Source organism: Candidatus Dorea massiliensis AP6 (assembly GCF_964245105.1).
GTDB lineage: Bacteria > Bacillota > Clostridia > Lachnospirales > Lachnospiraceae > Laedolimicola > Laedolimicola intestinihominis.
Genome location: NZ_CAXTKW010000012.1, coordinates 106,817 through 131,371, shown reverse-complemented (window position 1 = coordinate 131,371; position 24,555 = coordinate 106,817). Strand labels below are relative to the sequence as shown.

26 protein-coding genes are annotated in these 24,555 nt (G+C 51.3%); 4 read left to right on the top strand and 22 right to left on the bottom strand.

Annotated features, from left to right (window positions below):
• From ACESZP_RS13415 to ACESZP_RS13330, 18 genes are all read right to left on the bottom strand, one after another.
• A partial coding sequence (locus ACESZP_RS13415) for a VirD4-like conjugal transfer protein, CD1115 family (protein ID WP_499709262.1) occupies positions 1-1,352 on the bottom strand: 1,352 nt, incomplete at its 3' end.
• Positions 1,349-1,849 (bottom strand): PcfB family protein, encoded by a 501-nt coding sequence (locus ACESZP_RS13410; RefSeq protein ID WP_499709260.1) that lies wholly within the window; start codon positions 1,847-1,849, stop codon positions 1,349-1,351. The genes ACESZP_RS13410 and ACESZP_RS13415, both read right to left, overlap by 4 nt.
• 98 nt (positions 1,850-1,947) lie before the next feature.
• A complete protein-coding gene (locus ACESZP_RS13405) occupies positions 1,948-2,259 on the bottom strand; it encodes a DUF5720 family protein (protein ID WP_499709258.1) in 312 nt (103 codons plus the stop codon).
• Entirely contained in the window at positions 2,252-2,614 is a 363-nt protein-coding gene (locus ACESZP_RS13400; RefSeq protein WP_117470655.1) for a DUF7768 domain-containing protein, read from the bottom strand. The genes ACESZP_RS13405 and ACESZP_RS13400 overlap by 8 nt, the downstream gene beginning before the upstream one ends.
• A 48-nt stretch (positions 2,615-2,662) precedes the next feature.
• Complete coding sequence (locus tag ACESZP_RS13395) at positions 2,663-3,541, bottom strand: DUF6017 domain-containing protein (RefSeq protein ID WP_499709256.1); 879 nt, start codon at positions 3,539-3,541, stop codon at positions 2,663-2,665.
• A 69-nt stretch (positions 3,542-3,610) separates the two neighbouring features.
• A complete protein-coding gene (locus ACESZP_RS13390) occupies positions 3,611-3,802 on the bottom strand; it encodes a hypothetical protein (RefSeq protein ID WP_432211849.1) in 192 nt (63 codons plus the stop codon).
• A gap of 26 nt (positions 3,803-3,828) precedes the next feature.
• On the bottom strand, positions 3,829-4,107 hold the full coding sequence (locus tag ACESZP_RS13385) for a DUF5720 family protein (RefSeq protein ID WP_003525137.1): 279 nt from the start codon (positions 4,105-4,107) through the stop codon (positions 3,829-3,831).
• A 12-nt stretch (positions 4,108-4,119) separates the two neighbouring features.
• On the bottom strand, positions 4,120-5,049 hold the full coding sequence (locus ACESZP_RS13380) for a ParB/RepB/Spo0J family partition protein (protein ID WP_262426703.1): 930 nt from the start codon (positions 5,047-5,049) through the stop codon (positions 4,120-4,122).
• On the bottom strand, positions 5,006-5,827 hold the full coding sequence (locus tag ACESZP_RS13375; protein ID WP_499709255.1) for a ParA family protein: 822 nt from the start codon (positions 5,825-5,827) through the stop codon (positions 5,006-5,008). Before ACESZP_RS13375 ends, ACESZP_RS13380 begins: the two co-directional genes overlap by 44 nt.
• Before the next feature lie 465 nt (positions 5,828-6,292).
• Positions 6,293-6,685 carry a 30S ribosomal protein S9 gene (rpsI, locus tag ACESZP_RS13370; protein WP_158365014.1) on the bottom strand — a complete coding sequence of 131 codons (393 nt, stop codon included), beginning with the start codon at positions 6,683-6,685 and terminating at the stop codon, positions 6,293-6,295.
• 30 nt (positions 6,686-6,715) lie between these two features.
• The gene (gene rplM, locus ACESZP_RS13365; RefSeq protein WP_158365013.1) at positions 6,716-7,144 is read right to left on the bottom strand and encodes a 50S ribosomal protein L13; all 429 of its coding nucleotides are present in this window, start codon (positions 7,142-7,144) and stop codon (positions 6,716-6,718) included.
• A gap of 215 nt (positions 7,145-7,359) precedes the next feature.
• Positions 7,360-8,121: a tRNA pseudouridine(38-40) synthase TruA gene (gene truA, locus ACESZP_RS13360; RefSeq protein ID WP_499709253.1), complete on the bottom strand. Its 762-nt coding sequence runs from the start codon at positions 8,119-8,121 to the stop codon at positions 7,360-7,362.
• The gene (locus ACESZP_RS13355) at positions 8,118-8,921 is read right to left on the bottom strand and encodes an energy-coupling factor transporter transmembrane component T family protein (RefSeq protein WP_499709251.1); all 804 of its coding nucleotides are present in this window, start codon (positions 8,919-8,921) and stop codon (positions 8,118-8,120) included. The genes truA and ACESZP_RS13355 overlap by 4 nt, the downstream gene beginning before the upstream one ends.
• Entirely contained in the window at positions 8,914-9,780 is an 867-nt protein-coding gene (locus ACESZP_RS13350) for an energy-coupling factor transporter ATPase (protein ID WP_178038922.1), read from the bottom strand. Before ACESZP_RS13350 ends, ACESZP_RS13355 begins: the two co-directional genes overlap by 8 nt.
• Complete coding sequence (locus ACESZP_RS13345) at positions 9,765-10,628, bottom strand: energy-coupling factor transporter ATPase (protein WP_178038921.1); 864 nt, start codon at positions 10,626-10,628, stop codon at positions 9,765-9,767. The genes ACESZP_RS13350 and ACESZP_RS13345 overlap by 16 nt, the downstream gene beginning before the upstream one ends.
• Before the next feature lie 299 nt (positions 10,629-10,927).
• Entirely contained in the window at positions 10,928-11,920 is a 993-nt protein-coding gene (locus ACESZP_RS13340) for a DnaJ C-terminal domain-containing protein (RefSeq protein ID WP_499709249.1), read from the bottom strand.
• A 102-nt stretch (positions 11,921-12,022) separates the two neighbouring features.
• Entirely contained in the window at positions 12,023-12,466 is a 444-nt protein-coding gene (locus tag ACESZP_RS13335; protein WP_499709247.1) for an Hsp20/alpha crystallin family protein, read from the bottom strand.
• A 205-nt stretch (positions 12,467-12,671) separates the two neighbouring features.
• Positions 12,672-13,520 (bottom strand): aldo/keto reductase, encoded by an 849-nt coding sequence (locus tag ACESZP_RS13330; protein WP_499709245.1) that lies wholly within the window; start codon positions 13,518-13,520, stop codon positions 12,672-12,674.
• A gap of 262 nt (positions 13,521-13,782) precedes the next feature.
• On the opposite strand from ACESZP_RS13330, the gene ACESZP_RS13325 reads away from it, so the two are divergent.
• Positions 13,783-15,423: an ATP-binding cassette domain-containing protein gene (locus tag ACESZP_RS13325; RefSeq protein ID WP_178037964.1), complete on the top strand. Its 1,641-nt coding sequence runs from the start codon at positions 13,783-13,785 to the stop codon at positions 15,421-15,423.
• A gap of 211 nt (positions 15,424-15,634) precedes the next feature.
• Here the strand turns inward: ACESZP_RS13325 and ACESZP_RS13320 are convergent, their stop codons facing one another.
• Complete coding sequence (locus ACESZP_RS13320) at positions 15,635-15,931, bottom strand: GNAT family acetyltransferase (RefSeq protein ID WP_499709242.1); 297 nt, start codon at positions 15,929-15,931, stop codon at positions 15,635-15,637.
• A gap of 236 nt (positions 15,932-16,167) precedes the next feature.
• On the opposite strand from ACESZP_RS13320, the gene ACESZP_RS13315 reads away from it, so the two are divergent.
• Complete coding sequence (locus ACESZP_RS13315) at positions 16,168-17,328, top strand: alanyl-tRNA editing protein (RefSeq protein WP_499709240.1); 1,161 nt, start codon at positions 16,168-16,170, stop codon at positions 17,326-17,328.
• 85 nt (positions 17,329-17,413) lie between these two features.
• Positions 17,414-18,058: a hypothetical protein gene (locus tag ACESZP_RS13310; RefSeq protein ID WP_499709239.1), complete on the top strand. Its 645-nt coding sequence runs from the start codon at positions 17,414-17,416 to the stop codon at positions 18,056-18,058.
• Positions 18,059-18,263: 205 nt separating this feature from the next.
• Here the strand turns inward: ACESZP_RS13310 and ACESZP_RS13305 are convergent, their stop codons facing one another.
• From ACESZP_RS13305 to ACESZP_RS13295, 3 genes are read right to left on the bottom strand one after another with little or no spacing between them, the layout of a single operon-like run.
• Complete coding sequence (locus ACESZP_RS13305) at positions 18,264-19,787, bottom strand: ATP-binding protein (RefSeq protein ID WP_499709237.1); 1,524 nt, start codon at positions 19,785-19,787, stop codon at positions 18,264-18,266.
• A gap of 15 nt (positions 19,788-19,802) precedes the next feature.
• A complete protein-coding gene (locus ACESZP_RS13300; protein ID WP_499709235.1) occupies positions 19,803-21,128 on the bottom strand; it encodes a vWA domain-containing protein in 1,326 nt (441 codons plus the stop codon).
• 9 nt (positions 21,129-21,137) lie between these two features.
• Entirely contained in the window at positions 21,138-22,133 is a 996-nt protein-coding gene (locus ACESZP_RS13295; protein WP_499709233.1) for a leucine-rich repeat protein, read from the bottom strand.
• Positions 22,134-22,376: 243 nt separating this feature from the next.
• Between ACESZP_RS13295 and nrdD the strand changes: the two genes are divergently transcribed.
• On the top strand, positions 22,377-24,554 hold the full coding sequence (gene nrdD, locus ACESZP_RS13290) for an anaerobic ribonucleoside-triphosphate reductase (protein WP_349163460.1): 2,178 nt from the start codon (positions 22,377-22,379) through the stop codon (positions 24,552-24,554).
• Position 24,555 lies beyond the last annotated feature (1 nt).

The following is a 24,555-nucleotide window of genomic DNA, read 5'->3' as shown; positions in this document are numbered from 1 at the left end:
CGGCTTCGGATGGTGGCCACCAGCTTTTCCAGCTTCGGAATCTGCCCGATGTTAGCACACTCATCAATCAAACAGCGTACATGAACCGGAAGCCTGCCGCCATACACATCATCGGCCTTTTCACAAAGCAGGTTGAATAACTGGGTATAGCACATGGAGATCAGGAAGTTAAAGCTATCATCCGTATCACTCATAATGAGGAACAGGGCAGTTTTCTGGTCTCCCAGAGTATCCAGTTCCAGCTCGTCATAAGCTGTGACCTCGCGCAGCTCCGCAATATCAAATACGGCAAGACGCGCACCGCAGGAAATCAAAATCGACTTAGCGGTTTTGCCGGCTGCCAGCTTATATTTCTTATACTGCCGCACTGCGAAGTGGTTTGGCTTTTCCGATTCCAGTGCATCAAACATCAGGTCTACGGGATTTTTGAACTCCTCGTCATCCTCCCGGACTTCCATGGCGTTGATGAACTCGATGAGGGTGGAGAAGTTTTGCTCCTCCACCGGAGCTTCATAGTGGATATATCCAATCAACGCGCAATACAGCAATGTTTCCGCCTTGACCCAGAAGTCATCTCCGGCCTTGCCTTCGCCTTTGGTATTGGCGATCAGCGTTGTTACCAGCTTCAAGATGTCCTTTTCGCTATGGATATAGGCGAAAGGGTTATAGTGCATGGACTTCTTGAAGTTGATTGTATTTAGGACCTTGATTCGGTACGGCTCATAAATGACCTTGCCGTGCTTATCCTTCATGGGCTTTCCGTCCTTCCCCAGCTTGGGCGCACCCCTTTGGAGCATTTTCCCGCACTCCACCAGAATTGTTCCCTTCGGGTCCGTCACAACATAGGAACTGTGCATCTGCATCAGGTTGGGTTTCAGCCAGAATCGGGTCTTACCGGAACCGGAGCCGCCAATCACCAGTACATTTTTGTTTCTGGCAGTCTTGGGGTCCTTGGGGCGGCTGTTCATGGTCAGGCTCTCCGTTTTCGTCAGAATCACATTGTTCTGAAATACAGGATCAACGTAAGGTGCAATATCCTCACGGGTTCCCCAGCGGGCCGAACCATATTCCAAACCATGTCGATATTTCTTGGCGTTCTTGCTTTTAAGATACACCGCCAGCCTCAGACTGCCTCCACAACACAGCCCTACCAACAAGTCCAATAGATGCAGGCTTGGCCAGAAACTTTGCAGCGCCCCAGGCAGAACCGCAATCAGCGAAAGAAACTTTTCTGAAGCATCCGCCCCTTGTGCCATTCGCCATGCCTCTCCAAAATTGGTAGCAAACAGTCCCATCAGGATATACGGCATATTCAGCAAAATGAGCTTTTTGATGTCCAATGTCTTTTTCATCGTTCCAGCTCCTTTCGCTTGGTGCGATCCACCACAGCATTTTTAACCATCTCTTTGAACTGGTTAAGTTTTGCCAGTACGGACGGGCGCTCTGTTTTCGTTGCCTTTTTGACCTTTTTGTTGGTGTACTCTGTTAAAGCTGCTGTCAGAGCATCTGCATCACGGCCTTTGAAAAAAATCAGGTACTTTGGCGGAGAACTGCTGCGGTCCTTTTTCACCGCATAATCCACACCATATTTCCGGGCGATTTTCTCAAACTCCTTGATAGAGGGGTCTGTGATCTCAATGTTGGATATTCCCTGATTCTGCCCGACAAGCTGCTTCACAGTCTGTTTTCCATGCGGAACAACCGGCGCATCACGGCTTCTCTGTTTTTCCAGCTTCTTTTCCTTTCGATGTGCCATGTACTTGCTTATGGCAGCCTTAAACATTCTGCCGGTAAACTTTGTTCCACTGACAACCAGCGTCAAAGTTCTGTTTTCCACTTCTTCCTGCATTTTCTCGCCTCCTTTCCACGAAGTTTGCAGGGAATCTCTTTTTTTGCTAAGGCGGAACCACCAGCCGCCGCAGAAGATAACGCTTCATACCGCCCTCCTTAGCGTAACTGGTCAGAACGGTCATAGTGCAGATTGCCCTGACGTACCTTTGCGTGGCTCAAAATCTTAATCTGCCCCTTTTCCTGACTATCCAGTGCTTTTTCATAACCGGTATCCGACAGGAACAGGCGGGTTCGTTTGCCTTTCCAGCCAACAGGGGAATCGTTCGTCAGCACATCAAAAATAATCATGTGCCGGGTGTCCTCCGCAAAACGCTGGAGATCCATATATCCATGACCGTGATAATTCTGCGCTCCTGCCTTTACCCGCATTTCTTCCATCAGCTGCCCTATGGTCTTTCCCTCAGACATGGCGTGCACCTCCTTTCCCGCGTCCCTGGCCCTTCACGGCCAGGATACCGTCCAGGGTGGTGGCGGTGATCCGCAGGCGCTCGGCGGTGGCAATGTCATTCTTCACGGTCTCGTCGATGCCGTGGCCGCAGACCACCAGCACATGGGACCGGCGCAGGTAGTCCCGCGCCATATCCAGCCCGTCCTTGTGTTCCTGGGGAATCTCGTCTTTGAGGAAGGTAGGCAGGAACAGCACCGGGCAGATGGGCGAATACCCGGCATCGTACACCTGACGGCAGTAGGCCGCAGCGTTCTCGGCGTTCTCATACTGGCTGTTGCTCCAGGGAGCCGTAATGTAGGCAAGAGGTCGTTTCATGGCAAAATCCTTTCTCCCGGTGTTTTCGGGTAGCAGAAAAGCGGCTGTTTACCAGCCGCCTGCGTACATATCGTGGTTGACTTGTGCGGTGTAGTGGTTGCTGATCGTGGTCGGCGCATTAAACAGCACCGCAAGCAGATACTGCTTCATGTTGCGGATTTCGGTGGTATTGTTCCGCAGGCATTCCATGACAAACTCGATGTGGGAGCAATCCAGCTTCAAAAAACGGGAGCGGACCACCTCATGGGGGAAGTCGCTGCCAGCGATCCGGGTGGTTTTCCGCTTGGCGCAGACGGTCTCCACCATCAGCTCCACAATCTCGTCCAGGTCCTCCCGGTAGGTGGTAAACTCCCGGCACAGGTGGTCATACTCGATGTTCTCCAGAATCAAATCCCGATAAGTTTCCATCTCTGAGACAGACATCGCATCCCTTCCTTTCCGTTCCGGCAGCTGTGCTGCCGCTGGCTCCCGGAAGGGAATAGAATCGGTACTTGATCCATAAGTAATTGTTTTTTCTGTATTTGATTTCTCTATATTTAATTCTGTGGGCTTTTCCGTATCCGGTTTTACCATATCCGGGTTTTCCGTATCTGGTGAAGCCGTATCTGGCTGGGGCGTATCCGGGTTCTTCGGCTGTGGTTGCTCGTAGATAACATACTCGGTATCGCTGATCCGACCCTGCCGGTCTCGCAGCTGATGGCGGACAATGTACCCGGCAGTTTCCAGCTCCCGCAGCGCGCCGCCGATAGCGTCCACGCCCTCTTTGCAGATGGCGGCAAGCCCTCTGGTGGTATAGTTCCAGTCCTCCGGTAAGGACAGCATCATGGAAAGCAGCCCCTTGGCTTTCAGGGACAGTTTCCCGTTGCGTAAATGGTGATTGCTCATCACGGTATAATCTCTGGTTCGTTCAATGCGAAATACGGCCATTGACCTCACTCCTTCCAAATTTCTCAGGGTATGAAAAAAGCCACAATCCTGTAAAAAGAATTGTGGCAGTTAGCTGTTTTGTTCACTTTTTCTGCGCCGGTAGGGGCGCTTGGGAATGGGCGGTCTGTCCAACAGGTCATTTCCCTGAGAGAATGGCAGAGTTTGCAGAACACGGTCAATCTCTATAAATTCCATACCATGCTGGGAATGGCAATCCTCCCGGATTGCTTCCCGGATTTCCTTTACAGTACACATTTCAATCCTTTCCTTTCGCAGTAATGATTTGTTTATGAGTGGCGGCGGTGTTTTCCCGGTTTGAAATCGAGGATATGTCCCTCAATCACACGAGCGTAACGCTTGATCTTGATCTCCCGACGCTGCTGGCTTTGCAGGGCGGCCTGATACCCGTCCTCAGTCAAAAACAGTCGTATTTCCTCTCCGGGGCTACCGTAAGCTGTGCTGGGACGCAGGACGGAAAACTCAATCATCCAGCGGGTGTTATCCTGAAAACGCTCCACGGCAAGAATGTTGTGTCCTTTCAGCTCGCGGGCTGAAATATCCCTCATAGGCGGCTCCTTTCATCGTTCCTGATCTCTCTGGCGTTTTTTCTGCCACTGTTCCAGCAGCTTGATAATAGTTTCCTGCATCCGCTGGGGCGTATAGCTTTTAGGGAAATACTTCCGCAAGGTGTCAGAGGTAAATGTCACTCGGTCCAGATCGCTTTTCTTTTCCTCACCCATGATGACACGCATCATATCGAGGGTCAGATGCCCCTCCTGACTGTATTTCTTGAGCCGCTGGGCTTGAGAAAGAGAAGGGGTAGCCTGTTCGCTGTCCATCGCGTCCAGCAGGTCTACCTGTTCTTCCTTTTTGAGAAAGGACAGCTCATAGGCAGGGTTCAGGGCAATCTTCTTTTCATCCACCATATCCATCAATTCAGGAATTAACTCTGTCAGACGGATATAGCGCTGAATTTGATTTCGACTTTGCCCCACCTGTTCAGCAAGCAACTGGTCTGATCGCTTTTGTGTCCCAACTTGGGACACATTTTCTTTACTCGGTCTGCCAGCCTGTCTTTTCATGGCATCCAGCTTCATCTTGTAGGCAAAGGCTCTTTCACTTGGGAGCAAGCTTTCTCGCTGCAAGTTGCTGTCAACCATAATGATCGTGGCGGCATCATCATCCAAATCCCGAACAATGACCGGCATGGTCTCCTTGCCTGCCAGCTCACTGGCTCTGTGCCGCCTGTGTCCGGCTACCAGCTCATAACCGCCCTCTGGGTCCGGTCGAGCAATCGCCGGAACCAGAACGCCATACTGCTTGATACTGTCAGCGGTCTCCATCATGGCTTCGTCATCCTTGACTTTGAATGGGTGGTTCTTAAAGGGATGCAGTTCAGACAGCGGAATCTCCTGAATCTTTTCCAGCTTTGCATCCTGACGGCCTTCTTCGGTGGAGAACAGATCATCTACCGAGGCCAGCTCTATTTTTTTCGCGCTGCTTTTCAAGTTTCAACACCTCCTTCGTCAGATTTCGATACCCCTCTGCCACCTTGCCGCCAGGGTCATGGGCGAAAATACTTTTTCCCTCTGCGCTGATTTCCTTTGCACGGACAGAGTGTGGAATCTCCGTTCCAAAGATTTTGATTTTACTTCCATAGGTGTCCCGCAGCAAAGCAGCAATCTCTTTTGCAAAGTTGGTGCGGTTATCCACCATCGTCAGCAGGATACCGTCAATCTGGAGCTTTGGATTGATCTGCCGTTTCACCTTACTGACCGTAGATAGAAGCTGTTCCAGCCCTTTGGCGGGCAGATACTCTGCCTGAACGGGAATGATGATCCTATTCGCAGCGGCCAGCGCATTGACTGTGAGCATACCAAGGGAGGGCTGGCAGTCGATAAGGATATGGGAGTATTGCCCCTTCAGTGTGTCCAGATATTGCCGCAAGATAGTCTCACGACTCATAGCATTTACCAAGGATACTTCCATACCGGAAAGTTGAATGTCGGCGGGCATCAAGTCTACTCCCTCCAGGTGGTGCAGGATACCCTCGCCGGAATGAATCGGCTCATCCATCAGGATATGCCCCATAGCGTCCGACAGCGTAAAGGGCAACTTGTCCGGCTGGGGATTGCCCAAGCTGATCGTCAGGCTGCCTTGCGGGTCTCCGTCGATCAGCAGGACTTTCTTTCCGGCTTGCGCCAGCCCGATTCCCAAGTTGGCACAGGTCGTTGTCTTGCCAACGCCGCCTTTCTGGTTGGCAATGGCGATGATTTGCGTGTTCATTGACTTCACCTCATTTCTAATTATTGCTGTTGCTTCTGGAAATAGAAAAAGCCGCCACTTCAAAATTAACAGTGAAGTGACGGCTCTTTCTATCGCCGGAATACGAGTTCCTGAAATGAAAAAAGCACCCAGCATTTATACTGTGTGCTACATCAAATTCATATTCAATTATTCAAATTAGCTCAAACTATGCCAAACTGCCACAGCCAAAAAACGAGGGGAAGGAGGGCTGAAAAGCCCCCCAAAAATCGGCTCTCGGTTAACCACTTTGGGAACCACTTCCCCCTCTTTTTGCCCTCTTTTTGGCCAGTTAACCACTTGCGGACCACTAAAAATTGGATGAAATCGGCTTTCGTTTTGCCAAATTTGGTCAAACCATATCAGCCCGTTTAGATATAGCAAAAGCCCGGAAAACCTTGATTTTCCGGGCTTTTTGAACCATTTTGATATAGTCTGAGCAGTCGATTATCGCTTGCTGAACTGCGGAGCGCGACGAGCTGCTTTGAGACCGTATTTCTTACGCTCTTTCATTCTCGGGTCACGAGTCAGGTAACCAGCCTTCTTCAGGACCGGACGGTAATCCGGATCTGCCTGAAGCAGTGCTCTTGCGATACCATGACGGATAGCACCAGCCTGTCCTGTATATCCGCCTCCGCGAACATTTACCAGAACGTCGAACTTGTCTGCTGTCTCTGTAGCAACGAGCGGCTGACGAACGACTACCTTCAGGGTCTCAAGACCAAGATACTCGTCGATGCTTCTCTTATTGATGGTGATATTTCCAGTACCCGGTACCAGGTATACTCTTGCGATGGATTTCTTTCTTCTGCCAGTTCCGTAGAATTTTGACTTAGCCACTGTAAATTTCCTCCTTTAACCTTTTCTCAATTAAAATGTAAGCACTTCCGGCTTCTGAGCCTCATGATTGTGCTCCGGACCAGCGTATACGTGAAGCTTTGTATACATCTGTCTTCCCAGCGGTCCCTTCGGAAGCATGCCCTTTACAGCGAGCTCGATAACCTTCTCCGGCTTCTTGTTCATCATCTCACGCAGGGTGGTCTCTTTCATACCGCCTACGTAATCAGAGTGATGATAGTAAATCTTCTGATCCAGCTTCTTGCCGGTTACTTTGATCTTGTCTGCATTTACAACGATTACATAATCTCCGGTGTCGATGTGCGGAGTAAAGATTGCTTTGTTCTTACCTCTCAGAACTTTAGCTACTTCTGAAGCCAAACGTCCTAATGTATATCCTGTAGCGTCAACTACATACCATTTTCTCTCAATTGTTGCTGGACTAGCCATGTAACTTTTCATTGGTTTTCCTCCTGAAAATAAATTGAAACTTCTATGGAAATATGTCATTACCGGGGCTTTGGCTCAGACATTTTCACACTACGTCACATTGGATTATTATATGATATGTTCCCGGGTGTGTCAACTGTTTTTTTAATAAAAATTTCAATAAAAATTCCACTTTTTTTATAAGAAAACTTCAGCCTGAACAGTTTTCGCATAACAGAGGATTTTTTCTATTGCAACGGGAATTCCGGATGCTCCGGATATTCCATTTTTATCAGAGTCAGGCCTCTGGCCGGGGCTGTAGGGCCCGCTGCCTGGCGATCACAGGCTGCCAGTATGGCCGGAATCTCCGACGGGTCGGTGGCGCCAAAGCCCACATTTATCAGGGTACCTGCAAGAATGCGGACCATATTATACAGGAAGCCGTTTCCCGTCACACGAATGCGGATGATATCGCCCTCTTTCGTCACATCCAGGCTGTAGATAGTCCGCACTGTGGTCTCGGCCTGGGTATGGATACTGCAGAAGCTTTTAAAATCATGTTCTCCTAAAAACGGCAGGCAGGCCTCCTGCATCTTTGCCACATCCAGCTTCTTCCGGAAGAAGTGGCTGTTCAGCCGTTCTCCGGGCAGTTCGAATTCCCGGTTCAGAATCCGGTATTCATAAGTCTTGATACAGCTGGTTTTCCTTGGGTGGAACTGATCGTCCACCCGGAAGGACTGCTGCACGCGGATATCCTCCGGCAGACGGCTGTTCAGAGCATAGGCCATCTTCTCCGCCGGCATCCGGGCCTCCGTATCAAAAACAGCCACATTTCCCAGCGCATGGACGCCGGAATCGGTCCGGCTGGCGCCAATCACCGCAATCTCCTCTTTTAATAAAGAAGAAAGAGCCCTGTTCAGCTCTCCTTCTATCGTATCTCCGTTATTCTGTACCTGCCAGCCGCAGTAATTTGTGCCATCATAGGCCACTATCAGCATTACCCGTTTCATAATACCACTCTCACTGCGATAATCGCCGCCAGGAAGAGCGCAACCACCGCATATGCGTAATAATCCCGCCTTGCGTATACCAGCGGCTTCATCTTGGTCCGTCCGGCTCCTCCCCGGTAACATCTGGCCTCCATAGCCATCGCCAGGTCATTGGCCCGTCGGAACGCGGAGATAAACAGCGGCACCAGAAGCGGCACCAGGTTCTTTGCCTTCTGTACCAGATTGCCATGTTCAAAATCCGCGCCTCTGGCAATCTGCGCCTTCATGATTTTATCCGTTTCCTCCAAAAGAATCGGAATAAACCGAAGGGCGATGGACATCATCATAGACACCTCATGTACCGGCACCCGCAGCTTCTTCAAAGGGCTTAACAGCTTCTCCAGACCGTCCGTCAGGTCGTTGGGCGTAGTCGTCAGGGTCATGACAGAGGTGCCCAGAATCAGGTAAATCAGCCGGACAGCCATGAAAATCGCCGTGTGAAGACCCTTATCTGTAATCTTCAGCTTCCAGATCTGTACCAGCACCACATCGCCGGGCGTCAGGAACAGATTGAAAATCAAGGTAATCAGCAGGATAAAGAAGATTGCCTTCAGGCCTTTTACCATAAAATGGAAGGGAACCTTAGAAAGCCGAATCACGGTCACCAGAAAAACCGTAGCCACCAGATATCCCATCCAGTCATTGGCCACAAACAACGCCACCAGGAATACCATGGTGGTCACCAGCTTAACCCGCGGATCTAATTTATGCAATATGGAATCTGCCGGGTAATACTGTCCCAGCGTAATATCTCTAATCATGTTTTTTTACCTTATCCCGGAACACGTTCAGAATCGTATCCCTTGCCTCTTCCATGGTCGTAGCGTCTCCGTCCACGCCAAATCCCTTTTCCTTCAGGGTATGCAGAATGTAGGTTACCTGGGGCGCGGCCAGGCCTACGCTCTCCAGCTCCTTATAATGGCGGAACACCTCTCTGGGCGCTCCGTCGTGCAGCACCTCGCCCTGATTCATGACGATAATGCGCTCCACGTACTTTGCCACATCCTCCATACTATGGGAAACCAGCACAATCGTAATCCCCCGTTCCCGGTGCAGATAGCTGATCTGATCCAGGATTTCGTCCCGGCCTCTGGGATCCAGGCCCGCCGTAGGCTCGTCCAGAATCAGCACCTCCGGCTCCATGGCAAGCACGCCCGCTATGGCCACACGCCGCTTCTGACCGCCGGACAGCTCGAAGGGCGACTGCTTCTCATACTCCTCGGAAAGCCCTACCATACGCATGGCCTCCCGTGCTCTTTTCTCCGCTTCCTCTTTGGACAGGCCCTGATTTTTCGGGCCAAAGCAGATATCGCTTAATACGTCTACCTCAAAAAGCTGGTGCTCCGGATACTGAAATACCAGTCCCACCTTGCTTCGAAGCTTCCGCATATCGTAGCCTTCCGCGTAAATGTCCTCTCCGTTAAAATAAATATGACCGGAGGTGGGCTTTACCAGACCGTTCAGGTGCTGTACCAGCGTGGATTTTCCCGATCCGGTATGGCCGATGAGGCCGATAAACTGACCGTCCGGGATCTCCAGATTTATATCCTTCAGCGCATGAATCTCATAGGCTGTGGAAGGACTGTAGGTATATTGTACATGCTCTAATTTAAGTGACATAAGGCTTCCACCAGTTCCTCTCTTGTCAGAATTCCGTCGGGCAGATCAAGACCTGCTTTTTTCAGCTCCCAGGCAAGCTGTGTGGCCTGGGGTACATCCAGACGGTAGGCTTTCAGCGTTTCCACCTGAGAGAAGATTTCCCTCGGCGTACCGGCCATGACGATTTTGCCATCGTCCATGACAATCACCTTATCGGCGTAAATAACCTCTTCCATATAATGGGTAATCAGAATGACCGTAATATCCTCCACCTCATTCAGGGCCCGGACCGTACGAATCACTTCCTTGCGGCCGTTGGGATCCAGCATGGCCGTAGGCTCGTCCAGCACGATACACTCCGGGTGCATGGCTACCACGCCCGCAATGGCTACCCGCTGCTTCTGGCCGCCGGACAGCTTATTCGGGGAATGGTGACGGTATTTCAGCATATTCACTGCCTTCAGGCTCTCCTCCACCCGCTCCCAGATTTCTTTCGTGGGCACTCCCATATTTTCCGGGCCGAAGCCCACGTCCTCTTCCACGATGGTTCCGATAATCTGATTATCCGGGTTTTGGAATACCATACCGGCGCTCTGCCGGATATCCCATACCCGTTCTTCCTCCCTGGTATCGATTCCATCCACCCACAGAGTTCCCTCGCTGGGGATAAGCAAGGCGTTGATATGCTTGGCCAGCGTAGATTTTCCGGAACCGTTGTGTCCCAGAATCGCTACAAAGTCCCCCTTCTCTATCTGGAAGCTGACGCCGTTCACGGCCTTAATCAGTTCCCGTTCCCGGCCTTCCTCATCGTATTTTCTGTATTCATAAACCAAATCTTCCGCTTGGATCATTGTTTCTTTCTTTTCCATGTTTACAACCCATCCTGCAAAATCCATAGATAAATCCATTTTCTTTCGGAGTTTCGCATTTTCTGAATTCTGTTTCTACTTTCTGCTATCAGTGCCCGGCTGCATGTCCGGTCATGGCACTGCTTTTTATTTTATAATAAGAACAGGGCTTTTGCAAGAAAAAGTACAGATTGTCAACAGATTTTATTTTTCAAGTTTACAATGCAAATAAAATAACTGCTCTTTCAGAAATTCAGCCCAGAAAAAACAAAGCCCCCGGGACGTTTCCGTTCCGAAGGCTCTGTCTTTTGCTTTCTATCTTACGCGGCGCTTCTGCCGCCCTGCTTCATTGCATTTTCAAATTCATGCAGCTTCTGCCGTTGTTCGGCTGTCAGTATGGTGGGTACCTGAATCTGAATGGTCACGTACTGATCCCCGTGTACCTTCGGATCCTTCATGGACACGATTCCTTTGCCGCGGAGACGTATCTTTTTGCCGGACTGGGTTCCTGCCGGAACCTTGCAGACCACATTTCCGTAGAGGGTCGGGAAGCTGGCCTCGCCGCCAAATACCGCTGTGGTAAATGGAATATCGGCCGTGGTATAGACATCCATGCCCTTCCGCTCATATCCTGCCCTGGGCATAATGTGTACCTTCAGCAGCAAATCGCCGTTCTCCCCGCCTCCGAAGCCCGGGTGTCCCTTGCCCCGGAGCCGCACGCTCTTGCCATCGTCGATACCTGCCGGAATATGCACGCTTAAGGACTGTACGCCGGTACCGTCTGCTGCCTGAATGTGAATCATCTTATCGCACCCAAAGGCCGCCTCATCAAAGCCAACCGTGATGTCCGCGTGTAAATCCTCGCCCTTATAAGACGCCTGCTGCCGGTAGCCCTTCTGGCCGCCAAAGCCGCCATGGAACATGTTTCCGAAGATATCGCCGAACATATCGTCCATATTGCCGCCCTCGAAATGGAACTCCTGATAGCCGCTGCCATCTCCCGTGTGAAAGCTGCCGCTACGGAAGCCTCCCTGACCGCCCGCTCCTCCGTAGAAACCGCTTCCTGCGTCTGCCCGGGCGTTGCCTGCCTCGTCAAAGGCCGCAAAACCAAACTGATCGTATAATTTCTTCTTTTCCTTGTCACTGAGCACATTGTAGGCCTCTGTGACCTCTTTAAACTTCTGCTCGGCCACCTTGTCCCCCGGATTCATGTCCGGGTGATATTTCTTTGCCAGCTTCCGGTAAGCACGCTTTATCTCTTTCTCATCTGCCTGCTTTCCAATGCCGAGCACCTCATAATAGTCCTGTTTCATAATGCCTGCTCACCTCCGCCTGCATAATTACCATCTGCAAAGATGGGGATGCAGCCAAGCCGCATCCCCATCTTCTCTTTTGCCTGTCGAAAAGGCCTACGCTTAGCCTTCAATATCGATATAGCTCTTCTTTTCTACCTTCGGCTGCTCCTCTTTCTTCGGAACCAGCACCTTCAGCACGCCATTTTCAAATTTGGCCTTGATGTCTTCCTGAGTGAGATCCTCTCCCACATAGAAGCTCCGGCTGGTGGTGCCGCTGTAGCGCTCCTTACGGATATACTTACCCTCCTGCTTCTCCTCCTTCTTGCTGTCGGTGGAAGCGGTAATGGTCAGGTAACCGTCCTTCAGTTCTGCCTTAACGTCCTCTTTCTTTACGCCCGGAAGCTCAATCTCAAGCTCGTAGCCCGTCTTGGTCTCCTTCACATCGGTGCGCATGAGGGGCGCTGCCTCTTTGCCATAAACCTTCTTTGCAGGTGCATACGGAAATGCAAAATCATTTACAAAATTATCTAATAAACTTTCTCCAAAAATACTCGGTACTAACATAAATCATTCCTCCTAATCTTCCCTTCAGTTCTGCTGGAGGTTCCGCAAGGGTTTTTTCTTATTTTCTTTCTTCTCCCTTGCTCTGACTCTGTTATAGCACCATTGTTAGCACTCGTCAAGTAGGAGTGCTAATATTTTAGAGATTGTTTAGAATTATAATATTTGCATAATAATCATAACAATTCAGACATATTTATCTGATAATTCATCGTAACTTCACCCTCTCCCGATCCGGGTGCTCTCCGGACCAGCCAAGCTGGGGCAGCGTCATCAGCTGATGCATATCGTCGTCCTCGATGTTAAAGCCAAAGACGTCCAGGTTCTGACACATCCGCTCGCCGGAAGAAGACTTGGGCAACGGCAGTACGCCGCACTGAAGGGCGAAACGAATGCAGATCTGCGCTACAGATACCTGATACTTTTCCGCCAGTTCCATGAGAAGCGGCTCCTGAAGCACTCTGGCCCGTCCGATGGGACTCCAGGCCTCCACCTGGATGCCCAGGCGCTGGCTGAAATCCACCGCGGCCTTCTGCATATATCCCGGATGGAACTCCAGCTGATTCACCATAGGAATGATACTGGTCCGCTCCAGCAGGTTGTTCAGATGGTGAGGCAGGAAATTGCTGACGCCGATAGCCCGCACCTTTTTCGACTTATAGAGGTCCTCCAGGGCTTTCCAGGTTTCCACGTCCAGATCCTTCCACTCGGCTGTCAGGTCGTCGGGTCTCGGCCAGTGAATCAGATACAGATCCAAATAGTCGGTGTCCAGTTTTTTACAGGACTCTTCAAACTCCCGCAGGGTTGAATCGTAGCCGAGGCGGTCTCTCCAGACCTTCGAGGTCAGGAAAAATTTTTCCCGGGGAATGCCGCTTTCCCGGACTGCTTTTCCCACTGCTTCCTCATTAAAATAAAAGGCAGCCGTATCCAGATGCCGGTAGCCCTGCCGGATAGCTTCGCTGATAATAGCCTCATCGTTGTGTTCTGCGGCCTTGTAGGTACCGAAGCCCACCGCCGGAATCTCCACACCATTGGCCAATGTAAATGTATGTCTCATATGCTGCTCCCTTCTTCCGTGCTTTCACGCCGTAATTTCCTACATTATACCTTCTTTTTCCCGGCCGCTCAAGTCCGTCCGCCGGAAAATCCCGTTTTCCCTCCGAAATCCTGAAAACTCAGAAATTTCAGGAATTTAACCGTGGAAAGGGCTTGCAAATTCTATATTTTCCTGTAAAATAGATGTGTATGCCCGCAGATAAAAGCTGTAGGACAAAAAAACGTATCATACACCATATTTACCAAGTCATAAGGAGCAAAACATGATCAGTGCAAATAACGTAACGCTTAGAATAGGTAAGAAAGCCTTATTCGAAGATGTCAATATCAAATTTACCGAAGGTAACTGCTACGGTCTTATCGGAGCCAACGGCGCAGGAAAGTCTACCTTCCTGAAGATTCTGTCCGGCGAGCTGGATTCCACCAATGGCGAAATCGTCATCACCCCGGGACAGCGTCTCTCCTTCCTGAAGCAGGATCATTTTCAGTATGACGAGTATCCGGTTCTGGACACCGTTATTATGGGAAATGCCCGTCTCTACGAGATTATGAAGGAGAAAGAGGCCATTTACGCGAAAGAGGATTTTACCGATGAGGACGGTATCCGCGCCAGCGAGCTGGAGGCTGAATTCGCGGACATGGACGGCTGGGAGGCTGAGTCTGACGCCGCTACCCTCCTAAACGGCCTGGGTATCGATACCGATCTTCACTACACCCTGATGAAGGATCTCCTGGGCGCTCAGAAGGTCAAGGTTCTGCTGGCACAGGCATTGTTCGGCAACCCGGATATCCTGCTTCTGGACGAGCCGACCAACCACCTGGATCTGGACGCTATCGCATGGCTGGAGGAGTTCCTGATTAACTTCCCGAACACCGTCATCGTAGTATCCCATGACCGTTATTTCCTGAATAAGGTCTGCACCCATATCGCCGATATCGATTACGGCAAGATTCAGCTCTATGCCGGTAACTACGACTTCTGGTACGAATCCAGCCAGCTGCTGATTCGCCAGATGAAGGAAGCCAATAAGAAGAAGGAAGAGAAGATCAAGGAGCTGCAGGAATTTATCTCCCGTTTCTCTGCTAACGCTTCCAAGTCCAAGCAGGCAACCTCCAGAAAGAAGGCTCTGGAGAAAATCGAGCTGGACGAGATCCGTCCCTCCAGCCGGAAGTACCCCTACATTGATTTCCGTCCGAACCGCGAGATCGGAAATGAAGTGCTGACCGTAGAGGGTCTGTCCAAGACCATCGACGGTGTGAAGGTTCTGGATAATATTTCCTTTATTCTGGGCCATGACGACAAGGTAGCCTTTGTAGGCGGCAACGAGTTTGCCAAAACAACCCTCTTTAAGATTCTGTCCGGAGAAATGGAGCCGGACGAGGGTACTTATAAATGGGGTATCACCACCAGCCAGTCCTATTTCCCCAAGGACAACAGTAAGGAATTTGACAACGACGATACCATCGTCGACTGGCTGACCCAGTATTCCGAGATCAAGGACGCCACCTATGTGCGTGGCTTCCTGGGCCGTATGCTCTTCGCCGGAGAAGACGGCGTGAAGAAGGTCAAGGTTCTGTCCGGAGGTGAGAAGGTCCGCTGTATGCTGTCCAAGCTGATGATTTCCGGCGCTAACGTGCTGATTCTGGACGAGCCCACCGACCACCTGGATATGGAGTCCATCACAGCCCTGAACAACGGTCTCATCAAGTTCCCGGGCGTGCTGCTGTTCTCCTCCCGTGACCACCAGATTGTACAGACTACCGCCAACCGTATCATCGAGCTGCTGCCGAACGGCGCTATGATCGATAAGATCACCACCTACGACGAGTACCTGGAGAGCGATGAGATGGCAAGAAAGCGTACCGTCTATACCAAGAGCGCCGACGAGGAAGAGGATAACTAAGATTTCTGTTCTGCAGGAATTTTCACGAATATTTGTGGAAATGAATGGATTTAGAATCTGATTTTTTTGAATTTGTCAAAAATCAATTTTGTTACTTAAAAAGGCATTCTGTAGTTTTTATTTCATGATCTGGAGCTGCAGAATGCCTTTTTTCTTTTTATACACTTTTTTCTTTTGCTGACCCCATACTTTCCACCGACACGGCGCAGTTTTACACCCAGCTGGCGTTCTTCGCCTCTGTCCAGCGCTCCTGCTGAGCCTCGTACTGCTCGTTCAGCCAGGCGATGGCCTGTGTAAAGCCCTCGTCTGTGAAGGGAAACTCCCTGGCCTCCTTCTGATCCTCCGCTGTTTTTTCAAAGCAGAAGGGCTCCGGATAAATCACTACCTCCAGTGTCTTTTTGTCCTCTTCCTCTTTCTTCCGCAGCCGGTAACGCATGCCCTCGTAGCTTCCGGTATAGACGCCCCGGTTGATATAGGGGAGACCGGCCTGGCCGTGTAAATCAATCATAGTTGAAGTCCTTTCTGGTATGGTATTTATCTTTGTATCTGTTTTCCCATATCTTTTCAGGTGATTTATGAGAAATTATAGCACAGTTCCATTTTCTCCTCAATGCGCATTTTCTCAGCCGTCACCCACAGATAACTGAAAACTGCCAACATCCGCTTAAAATATCCCTGTCCAAAACTGTGATATAATGTTATACTTGGTGGTGGATTCATTTCGACAACAGGAGGTTTTACACCATGACAGACCGTTTATATTATGAAGACAGCCATTTGGCCGCATTTCCGGCGGTGGTGACTGCCTGTGAGCAGGAAAAGGATTACTGGAAGGTGGCGCTCGACCAGACCGCATTTTTTCCGGAAGGCGGCGGACAGGCCGGGGATACCGGGCATCTGGGTGAAATTGAAGTGTTCGATACCCATGAGAAAAATGGAGAAATCTGGCATTATACCAGACAGCCCCTGGAGATCGGCGCGGAGGTAAAAGGCGTCCTGGACTGGGAAAAACGCTTCTCCCGGATGCAGCAGCATTCCGGCGAGCATATCGTCTCCGGTCTTATCCATACCCGCTTCGGCTACGACAACGTGGGCTTCCATCTGGGAGAGGAAGAAGTCACTATGGACTTCAATGGCCCGATTACCAAAGAGGAGCTTTTAGAAATTGAGACTGCTGCCAACCAGGTGGTTTTCGGTAATGTGCCGATTCAGATCTCCTATCCCAGCAAAGAAGAACTGGCTGTTCTCGATTACCGGAGCAAAATCGAGATCGAAGGACAAGTGCGTATCGTCACCATTCCCGATATCGACGTCTGCGCCTGCTGCGCGCCCCATGTGAATACCACCGGAGAGATCGGCCTGATTAAGCTTACGAATGTACAGTCCCACCGGGGCGGCGTCCGGGTCAATCTCCTGGCCGGAGATCGGGCGCTTCGCGACTACCGGGAAAAAGAGAGCAGCGTGAAGGCTGTTTCCGTGCTGCTCTCTGCCAAAGAGGCGGTGGTAGCTGACGCGGTAGAACGGCTGAAGCAGGAGAATTTCCGCCTCACCGGACAGTTGATGGCGCTGAATAAAACGTTGATTCAGAATAAGGCTGCTTCCGTAGCCGAAGGAACCACCAATCCCATATTTTTCGAGGATAACCTGGATGCGGATACCAGCCGGGAATTCGTAAACCTCTTATCCGCCCGCTGCAGCGGCGTCGCCTGTCTCTTTATCGGAAATGATGAGAGCGGCTACCGCTACATCTTCGGCAGTAAAACCGAGGATACCCGGCCCCTCTGCAAGGCCCTGAACGGGCAGTTCGGCGGGAAGGGCGGCGGAAAACCCGAGATGGTGCAGGGATCGCTCTCCGGCACCCAGGAAGAGCTGATGGGCGCAGTAGAAACTTTTCTGCGCAGCTAGGTAATGACTGCTATTTGCGTCTCTATGCGCGCCTCGGACGACGGCTCCTATCCTTTGCCGTCAAATACCATATAAGGAGAATTTTATGATGTCCCTATACAAGGATGTACAGAAAGCGACGGCCCGCAAGCAGGGCGTCGATGTGAAAGAACCCGCGGAGGTGACCATGTCCAATATTCTGGACGGCCCCATCAAGAGACCGGACGAGTCCAAGCTTTTCAAGACCGTGGAAGAACGCTGCGCCGACGCCAGGAGCACGGCCATGACACTGCTGCTGGTGGGCGTACTGGGCCTGGCGGCCATGATACTCGCCATCACCGGTTCCCTTCAGCTTCCCTTACCGAAAATCGCGCCTTACAGTATGAGTGTGCTGTTTCTGGCTTTTATCGGGGTGGCTGTGGCACAGATTCAAAAGTCGAAGAAGATTCTGGCCGAAGGACCTGCGGAGCATGCGCGGATCAAGAATATTAAGAAGTGGTTTGAGACGGAGGGCATCGCTGCTCCGGAAATTGCAGAACTGCCGGTGACGGTACCGGTCAATGAACTGGAGTCGCTTTATCGGAAAAAGTATGAAGCTATCAAAGAAGTGCTTCATAAGCAGTTTTCTGAAGAAGATGTGAAGCTGTTAGATAAGCTGGCAGCGGACTTTTCCGAAGACGCGCGGATTGACGCCATGCTGGAGGAGCAGGTGCGAATTGAAGCGGCAGTGCGAGATAAAAGGACTTCGTAAGAGGGGGCTTCTACAACGGACGGTCGGAAAATCAATTTTCCACGTTCGAGGCGATCTAGCCTCTCCTTAGGAAAGTTGATTTTCCAACCTGGGGTTGGCCGGGAGAACTCCCGGAAGATTGTCTCAAGGGGGGGGTACGCTCATGCGTAACCCTTTTTGTTTTCGATTACGAACGCACGGGAAATGGAATTTCCCTAACTGACTTCTACTTCAATCTTGCGATCTCGTCCCGTATCTCACGATCACTCTCATTAAAAAGCAATCTCTTATTGTAACGCTCATACCGTTCACACTCGGTGGTCTGCAGGAAGGCCACCGCAGCCTCCGACATGTTAAGGCCGGTCAGGAAGATGACCATCTCCTGGCTGTCGCCAAAGGCTGCCTCCAGAAAATCAAAAGCATGCTCAAGGCACCCGCTTCCGGCCTCCTGCTCACCGGCATAGCGGGCCCGCTGCTCCCCAAAGAGACGGCGTAAAATCTCGAAGGCAGCCGGGCCATCTGCAGGATGCTCGGCTTTCAATGTGTTCTCATAGGACAACAGAGTTTCTTCCAGACGCAGGAGACGTTTCTCCTCATCCTTGGTCAGGAGCTCTGCCTCTTTTTTCTGCTGCCGTTTTTCTTCCACTGTATCCCGCAGATTTTCAAGAACCTTCGGAATCCCTTCGCCGTCTGCCGCAAAATTTTCTGCATTCAGCACGGAGCCCGCTGCTTTCATCTGGGCGAACAGGGCCTCGGTGAAGCATTCCTGCTCCCGAACCTTCCGCAGGCGCTCAATGCACCCGGAAAGAAGCAGATTGACCACGCTTAATCGCTCGTCAAAGGAGGCGTGGGACAGCTTTTTCAGGGTTGCCTCCCGGATGGTACCGCCCAGGATTTCCTCTATCTGATAATCACTCTCATATTTCCGGTAGAGTTCCAGATAGTTGGCGAATTCTCCGGCGATTTTGTCATGCTGGATGTACTGGCGCACCACGTCTTTATCCGCCTTCTTTCCCAGCTTTTCATAGACTTCTAAAAGGCGGGACAAATCCTCCCAGCCACGGGGCGTGGCAAAACGGCGGCCGTCCACCGTGCTTTCCATCTGATAAAAATGGGCAGGGCGGGCATCCAGATAGGAAATCACCACCGGATGGATCCGGGACTGTACCGCGTATTCCCGCCATACGCCATAATCCGGCTCCACTTCAATCTTCTTCACACGGTCCAGGGTAACCACGTCAAACTCCCGGACGGATTTGTTGTACTCGGGCGGGTTGCCTGCGGCTACGATGATCCAGCCCTCGGGAATTGGGTGATTACCGAAGGTCTTACACTGGAGGAACTGAAGCATGGCCGGGGCCAGGGTCTCGGAGACACAGTTGATCTCGTCGATGAAGAGAATGCCTTCTTTCAACCCCGTTTTCTTCATTTTTTCATAGATGGAGGCCACGATTTCACTCATGGTGTATTCGGTGACGGCTTTTTTCTGACCGCCAAATTCCATTTCCGAGATAAAGGGCAGACCGATGGCGCTCTGGCGCGTGTGGTGGGTGATGGTGTAGGCCACCAGGCCCACGCCGCACTCTCTGGCTACCTGTTCCATGATCTGAGTCTTGCCGATACCTGGCGCGCCCAGCAACAGAACCGGGCGCTGGCGCACGGTGGGGATGACGTAGTCGCCGTATTCATCTTTTAAAAGATACGCTTCTATCGCGTCTTTGATCTCCTGTTTTGCTCTCTTGATGTTCATTTTTTTCTCCTTCTTTTATCTGTTTTCCAGATCGCTCTCCTGCAGTATCAGCTTAATCGCCCACGCCGGCACATCCACGTCCCGGTAATGGTTCTGCACAAAGATAAACGCGGTTTCATAGGGTGGCATTTTCACCGGAAACACCCCATAGCCATCCGTAAAGTACAGAAGCCCCCGCAGCCGCCAGAATTTCTTCTTCGCCAGCTGCTCTTCCACATAAGTAAAGGCCGGGCGGAAATCCGTACCGCCTCCGCCCAGGATCGTGAAATGCTCCATGTACTCTTTCAGTGCCTCCTGGCTCTCGATGAGCACGTCGGACTGGACCCGCTCGTCGCACTGGAGGATGTGGATCCGCATGCGCCTGAAGAAATTTTCTGTCTGGGAGAGCACGTCGTAGGTTTCTTCCAGAAACCGCTTTACCAGCCCCTCCTTGCAGGACATGGATGTGTCAATGACGATGACGAACTCTTCGATTTTCCGCACCTCGCTGGTCTCCAGCGGCTCGATCAGCGGCATATTCCCATACATTTCCATTCCGTAGTGGTAGAAAATGTAATCAAAGCTGTCCGGATCAATCTGCATCTCCTCATGGAGCACCGTAAATTTCCGCAGGAATTCCTTGTAGTCATAACGGGAGCGATTGCTGACCCGCAGCTGCTCCTTCAGATCACCTTCCCCCTCCGAGGCCTCGTTGGAGAAAAGCATCACCTCAGTCTCCATCCGTTCCCGGATATCGTCCCATTTCTTTCGGTTGGGATTCGGATTCCTCGGGCCGTTCTTCGAATCCTGCTCCCAGAGACTGTGGTCGTCCAACCGGAACTCCATCTGCCAGCGGCTGATTTCCGCCTCCACAAGCGTTTCCTCTATAAATTTATAAATTCCTTCCGCAGTCAGCACCGGCAGCTTTTCCCGGAGTCTTGCGTACACGCTTTTTCGAAAGGCACCCGAGGAAATGTGGACGCAGCGCAGATACAGGCTGTCAATCAGCGCTTCCGTAGCCACGTCGCAGGCCAGATTCCAAAGTCTCTCATTCCGCCCTTTCCGATCAAAGGGATGACAGAACAGGCAATGAAGAATTCCATGCAGATAGAGCCTGGTGCAGGCCGCCCGCCCCCGCTGCTCATAGAGTGACAGCAGCCCATCCGGGAAATAGTACAGCGCTCCGCCATCGGTTCCGGCTGGCGACACCGTGCCCGGGGCCAGGGCCAGATTGCCCAGAGCCAGATCCAGATAGCGCAGCTTCAGGTACAGCTCGTTCCTGGACTGGTTCAGGATCCGGGCCGCCAACTCCTCCTTTTTCAACTGCGCCTTTTGTTCTTCCAATATCGCGCTTTTTATCATGATGCCCTCCTACAGCTCAAACCGATCCAGGAACGACTGTTTTTTTGTATGCCCTAAAGCGCTCAATCGATCCTGCAGATACACCACGCCCTCCGGGAATCCGTCCGCCGCCGCGATGGCCGTCTGTGAAAGCAGGCCATCATCCGGTTTTCCGCGTTCGGTCAGCCACATGAGCATGTCCAGATCCCGATGCTCCACTGCCTTTTCAAAGGCCTGCACAAGATGTCCGTTAAGCCAGCTCTCATAATCCTCCCGGCGATCCTCCGACAGACCCACCGGGTACTGAAGCCGGTTCAGGGTCATTTCCAATACCGTATCAAAATCTTCTTCCGCCTTCGCCATATAGTAGCAGGCATCGTAGGCCCGGAAATCCAGTTTCTTCATATAAAAGCTGTTGCGGAAATTCATGCCGCTGCCGTGCATATGAGTCATCAGGATGCGGGCCGGGGTATTCTCCACGCTCTCCTCGAAAAATTCCGGGAACAGGAGCTTCGCCCGAAACTGTCCCTCCACGGTCACGGCCATTTTCTCCGGCACCTCGATCAGAATCTCCTTCAGGCAGGATGTTTCCGTCTCATCCAACGTCACATTCAGCCGCCGCAGATGGTGACAGCCGGTAAACAGGCCCGCCCCCAAATCTTTCAGACTGCTGTGGAAATGTAGCTCCGATAGTGCGTTACAATTATAGAAGGCATACGCTCCGATTTTACGAAGGCCCTCCGGCAGGCGGACTGTTTCCACCTGCATCCCCTGAAGCCCCGGGACCGTCTCCGCATCCGGTTCGGATACTTCCTGTTCTCCCGTTTCGGGATTCCATATTTTTACAGTTCTATTTTCAAGCTCATGCCAAAACTGTTCCCGATCCATATGGGCGGAAAAAGCATAGGCTCCCAGTTCCGTCACAGGATGGCCGTCAATTTCGGACGGAATTTCCGCCTCATTTCCAAAATCATAACAGCGGCGCACCACCGCGCACCCGTTTTTTATCTCGTAGGCAAACCTCATTTTCTGCCTTTGTCTCCTTTTGTCAGTCTTCTTTTTTCGCAAAGCCCTTATGCTCTTGCATCATACCATAAACTTTCTGTTATTTCCAGAAAGAATGTGTAAATAGCAAAGAATTCCTGTATATTTTCACGCATGTATACAACAATATATAGTAAATCATCATTGACACCACTACTATATCTTGTTACAATAAACTTGTCGCTAATTTTGATTACAATTTTTATCATAGAGGGAGTGTAGCACATGAAAATCATTAAACGAAGCGGAGCAGAGGTTGAATTTGATCCTCACAAGATCGTCGTTGCGGTCTCCAAGGCCAATGACAGCGTCGTTCCCAGCGCCCGGATGACCCCGGTTCAGATTAAGCGAATCGCCGAAGACGTGGAGAGCGCGGCGCTGAATATCAAGCGTTCCTTAAGCGTGGAGGAAATTCAGGATATGGTCGAGGATCAGATCATGAATCAGCGCGCCTTTGACGTGGCGAGACAGTACATCACCTACCGCTATACCCGCGCCCTGGTGCGGAAGTCCAACACCACGGACGAGCAGATCTTAAGCCTGATTGAATGTAATAATGAGGAAGTCAAGCAGGAGAATTCCAATAAGAACCCCACTGTCAACAGCGTACAGCGCGACTATATGGCAGGCGAGGTCAGCAAGGATATCACCCGCCGTATTCTGCTTCCGCCGGATATCGTGGAGGCCCATCAGGAGGGCATCATCCATTTTCACGACGCGGATTATTTTGCCCAGCATATGCACAACTGTGATCTGGTCAATCTGGAGGATATGCTGCAGAATGGTACCGTTATCAGCGGTACTCTTATCGAGAAGCCCCACAGCTTCTCCACTGCCTGCAACATCGCCACACAGATCATTGCCCAGGTAGCTTCCTGTCAGTACGGCGGCCAGAGTATTTCCCTGACCCATCTGGCTCCCTTCGTGGATATCAGCCGGAAGAAGATCCGCCGTCAGGTGGCCGATGAGCTACACTCCATCCGCGAGGCTGTGACCCAGGAGGAGATCGATTTCATTACCGAGAAGCGTCTGCGGGAAGAGGTTAAAAACGGCGTACAGATGATTCAGTATCAGGTTGTCACGCTGATGACCACCAACGGACAGGCTCCTTTCGTCACCGTCTTCATGTATCTGAACGAAGCAAAGAACGAACAGGAAAAGAAGGATCTGGCTCTTATTATAGAAGAGACTCTGCGCCAGCGTTATCAGGGCGTGAAAAATGAAAAGGGTGTCTGGATCACCCCGGCCTTCCCGAAGCTGATCTATGTGCTGGAGGATGACAATATCCACGACGAGGACCCCTACTACTATCTGACGAAGCTGGCTGCCAAATGTACCGCCAAGCGCATGGTTCCGGATTATATTTCCGAGAAAATCATGTTCCAGAACAAAGTGGACAAGAACGGCGAGGGCCACTGCTACACCTGCATGGGCTGCCGCAGTTTCCTGACCCCCTATGTGGATGAGAACGGCAAGCCGAAGTACTACGGCCGCTTTAATCAGGGCGTGGTTACGGTAAATCTGGTAGATATCGGACTTTCCGCCGAAGGCGATCTGAATAAGTTCTGGGAGATCTTCGACGACCGTATGGAGCTTTGTCACCGGGCTCTCCAGTGCCGCCATGAGCGCTTAAGCGGCACCGTTTCCGACGCGGCTCCGATTCTGTGGCAACACGGCGCGCTGCTCCGTCTGGAAAAAGGCGAGACCATTGATAAATATCTCCACGGCGGTTACTCCACCCTGTCTTTGGGCTACGCAGGCCTCTGGGAGTGCGTATACAGCCTGAACGGCAAGAAGCTCACAGAGCCGGAAGGCGAGGAGCTGGGCCTGGAGATTATGAAGAAGCTCAACGAGTACACGGCCAAATGGAAAGCAGCTGAAAATATCGACTACTCCCTGTACGGTACTCCGCTGGAAAGCACCACCTACAAGTTTGCCAAATGTCTGCAGAAGCGTTTCGGTATCGTAAAGGGTGTAACGGATCGCAACTACATTACGAACAGCTATCACGTACATGTGACCGAGAAGATCGACGCCTTTGACAAGCTGGCGCTGGAATCCAAGTTCCAGGCACTGTCGCCGGGCGGAGCTATCTCCTATGTGGAGGTTCCGAACATGCAGAATAACCTGGAGGCTGTTCTGTCCGTCATGAAGTTTATCTACAACAACATCATGTACGCAGAGCTGAATACCAAGAGTGATTACTGCCAGGTATGCGGCTATGACGGAGAGATTGAGATCAAGGAAGACGAGCACGGCAAGCTCATCTGGACCTGCCCCAACTGCGGCAACACCGACCAGAATAAGCTGAACGTGGCACGCCGTACCTGCGGCTACATCGGCACTCAGTTCTGGAATCAGGGAAGAACCCAGGAAATCAAGGAGCGTGTTCTGCATTTGTAGG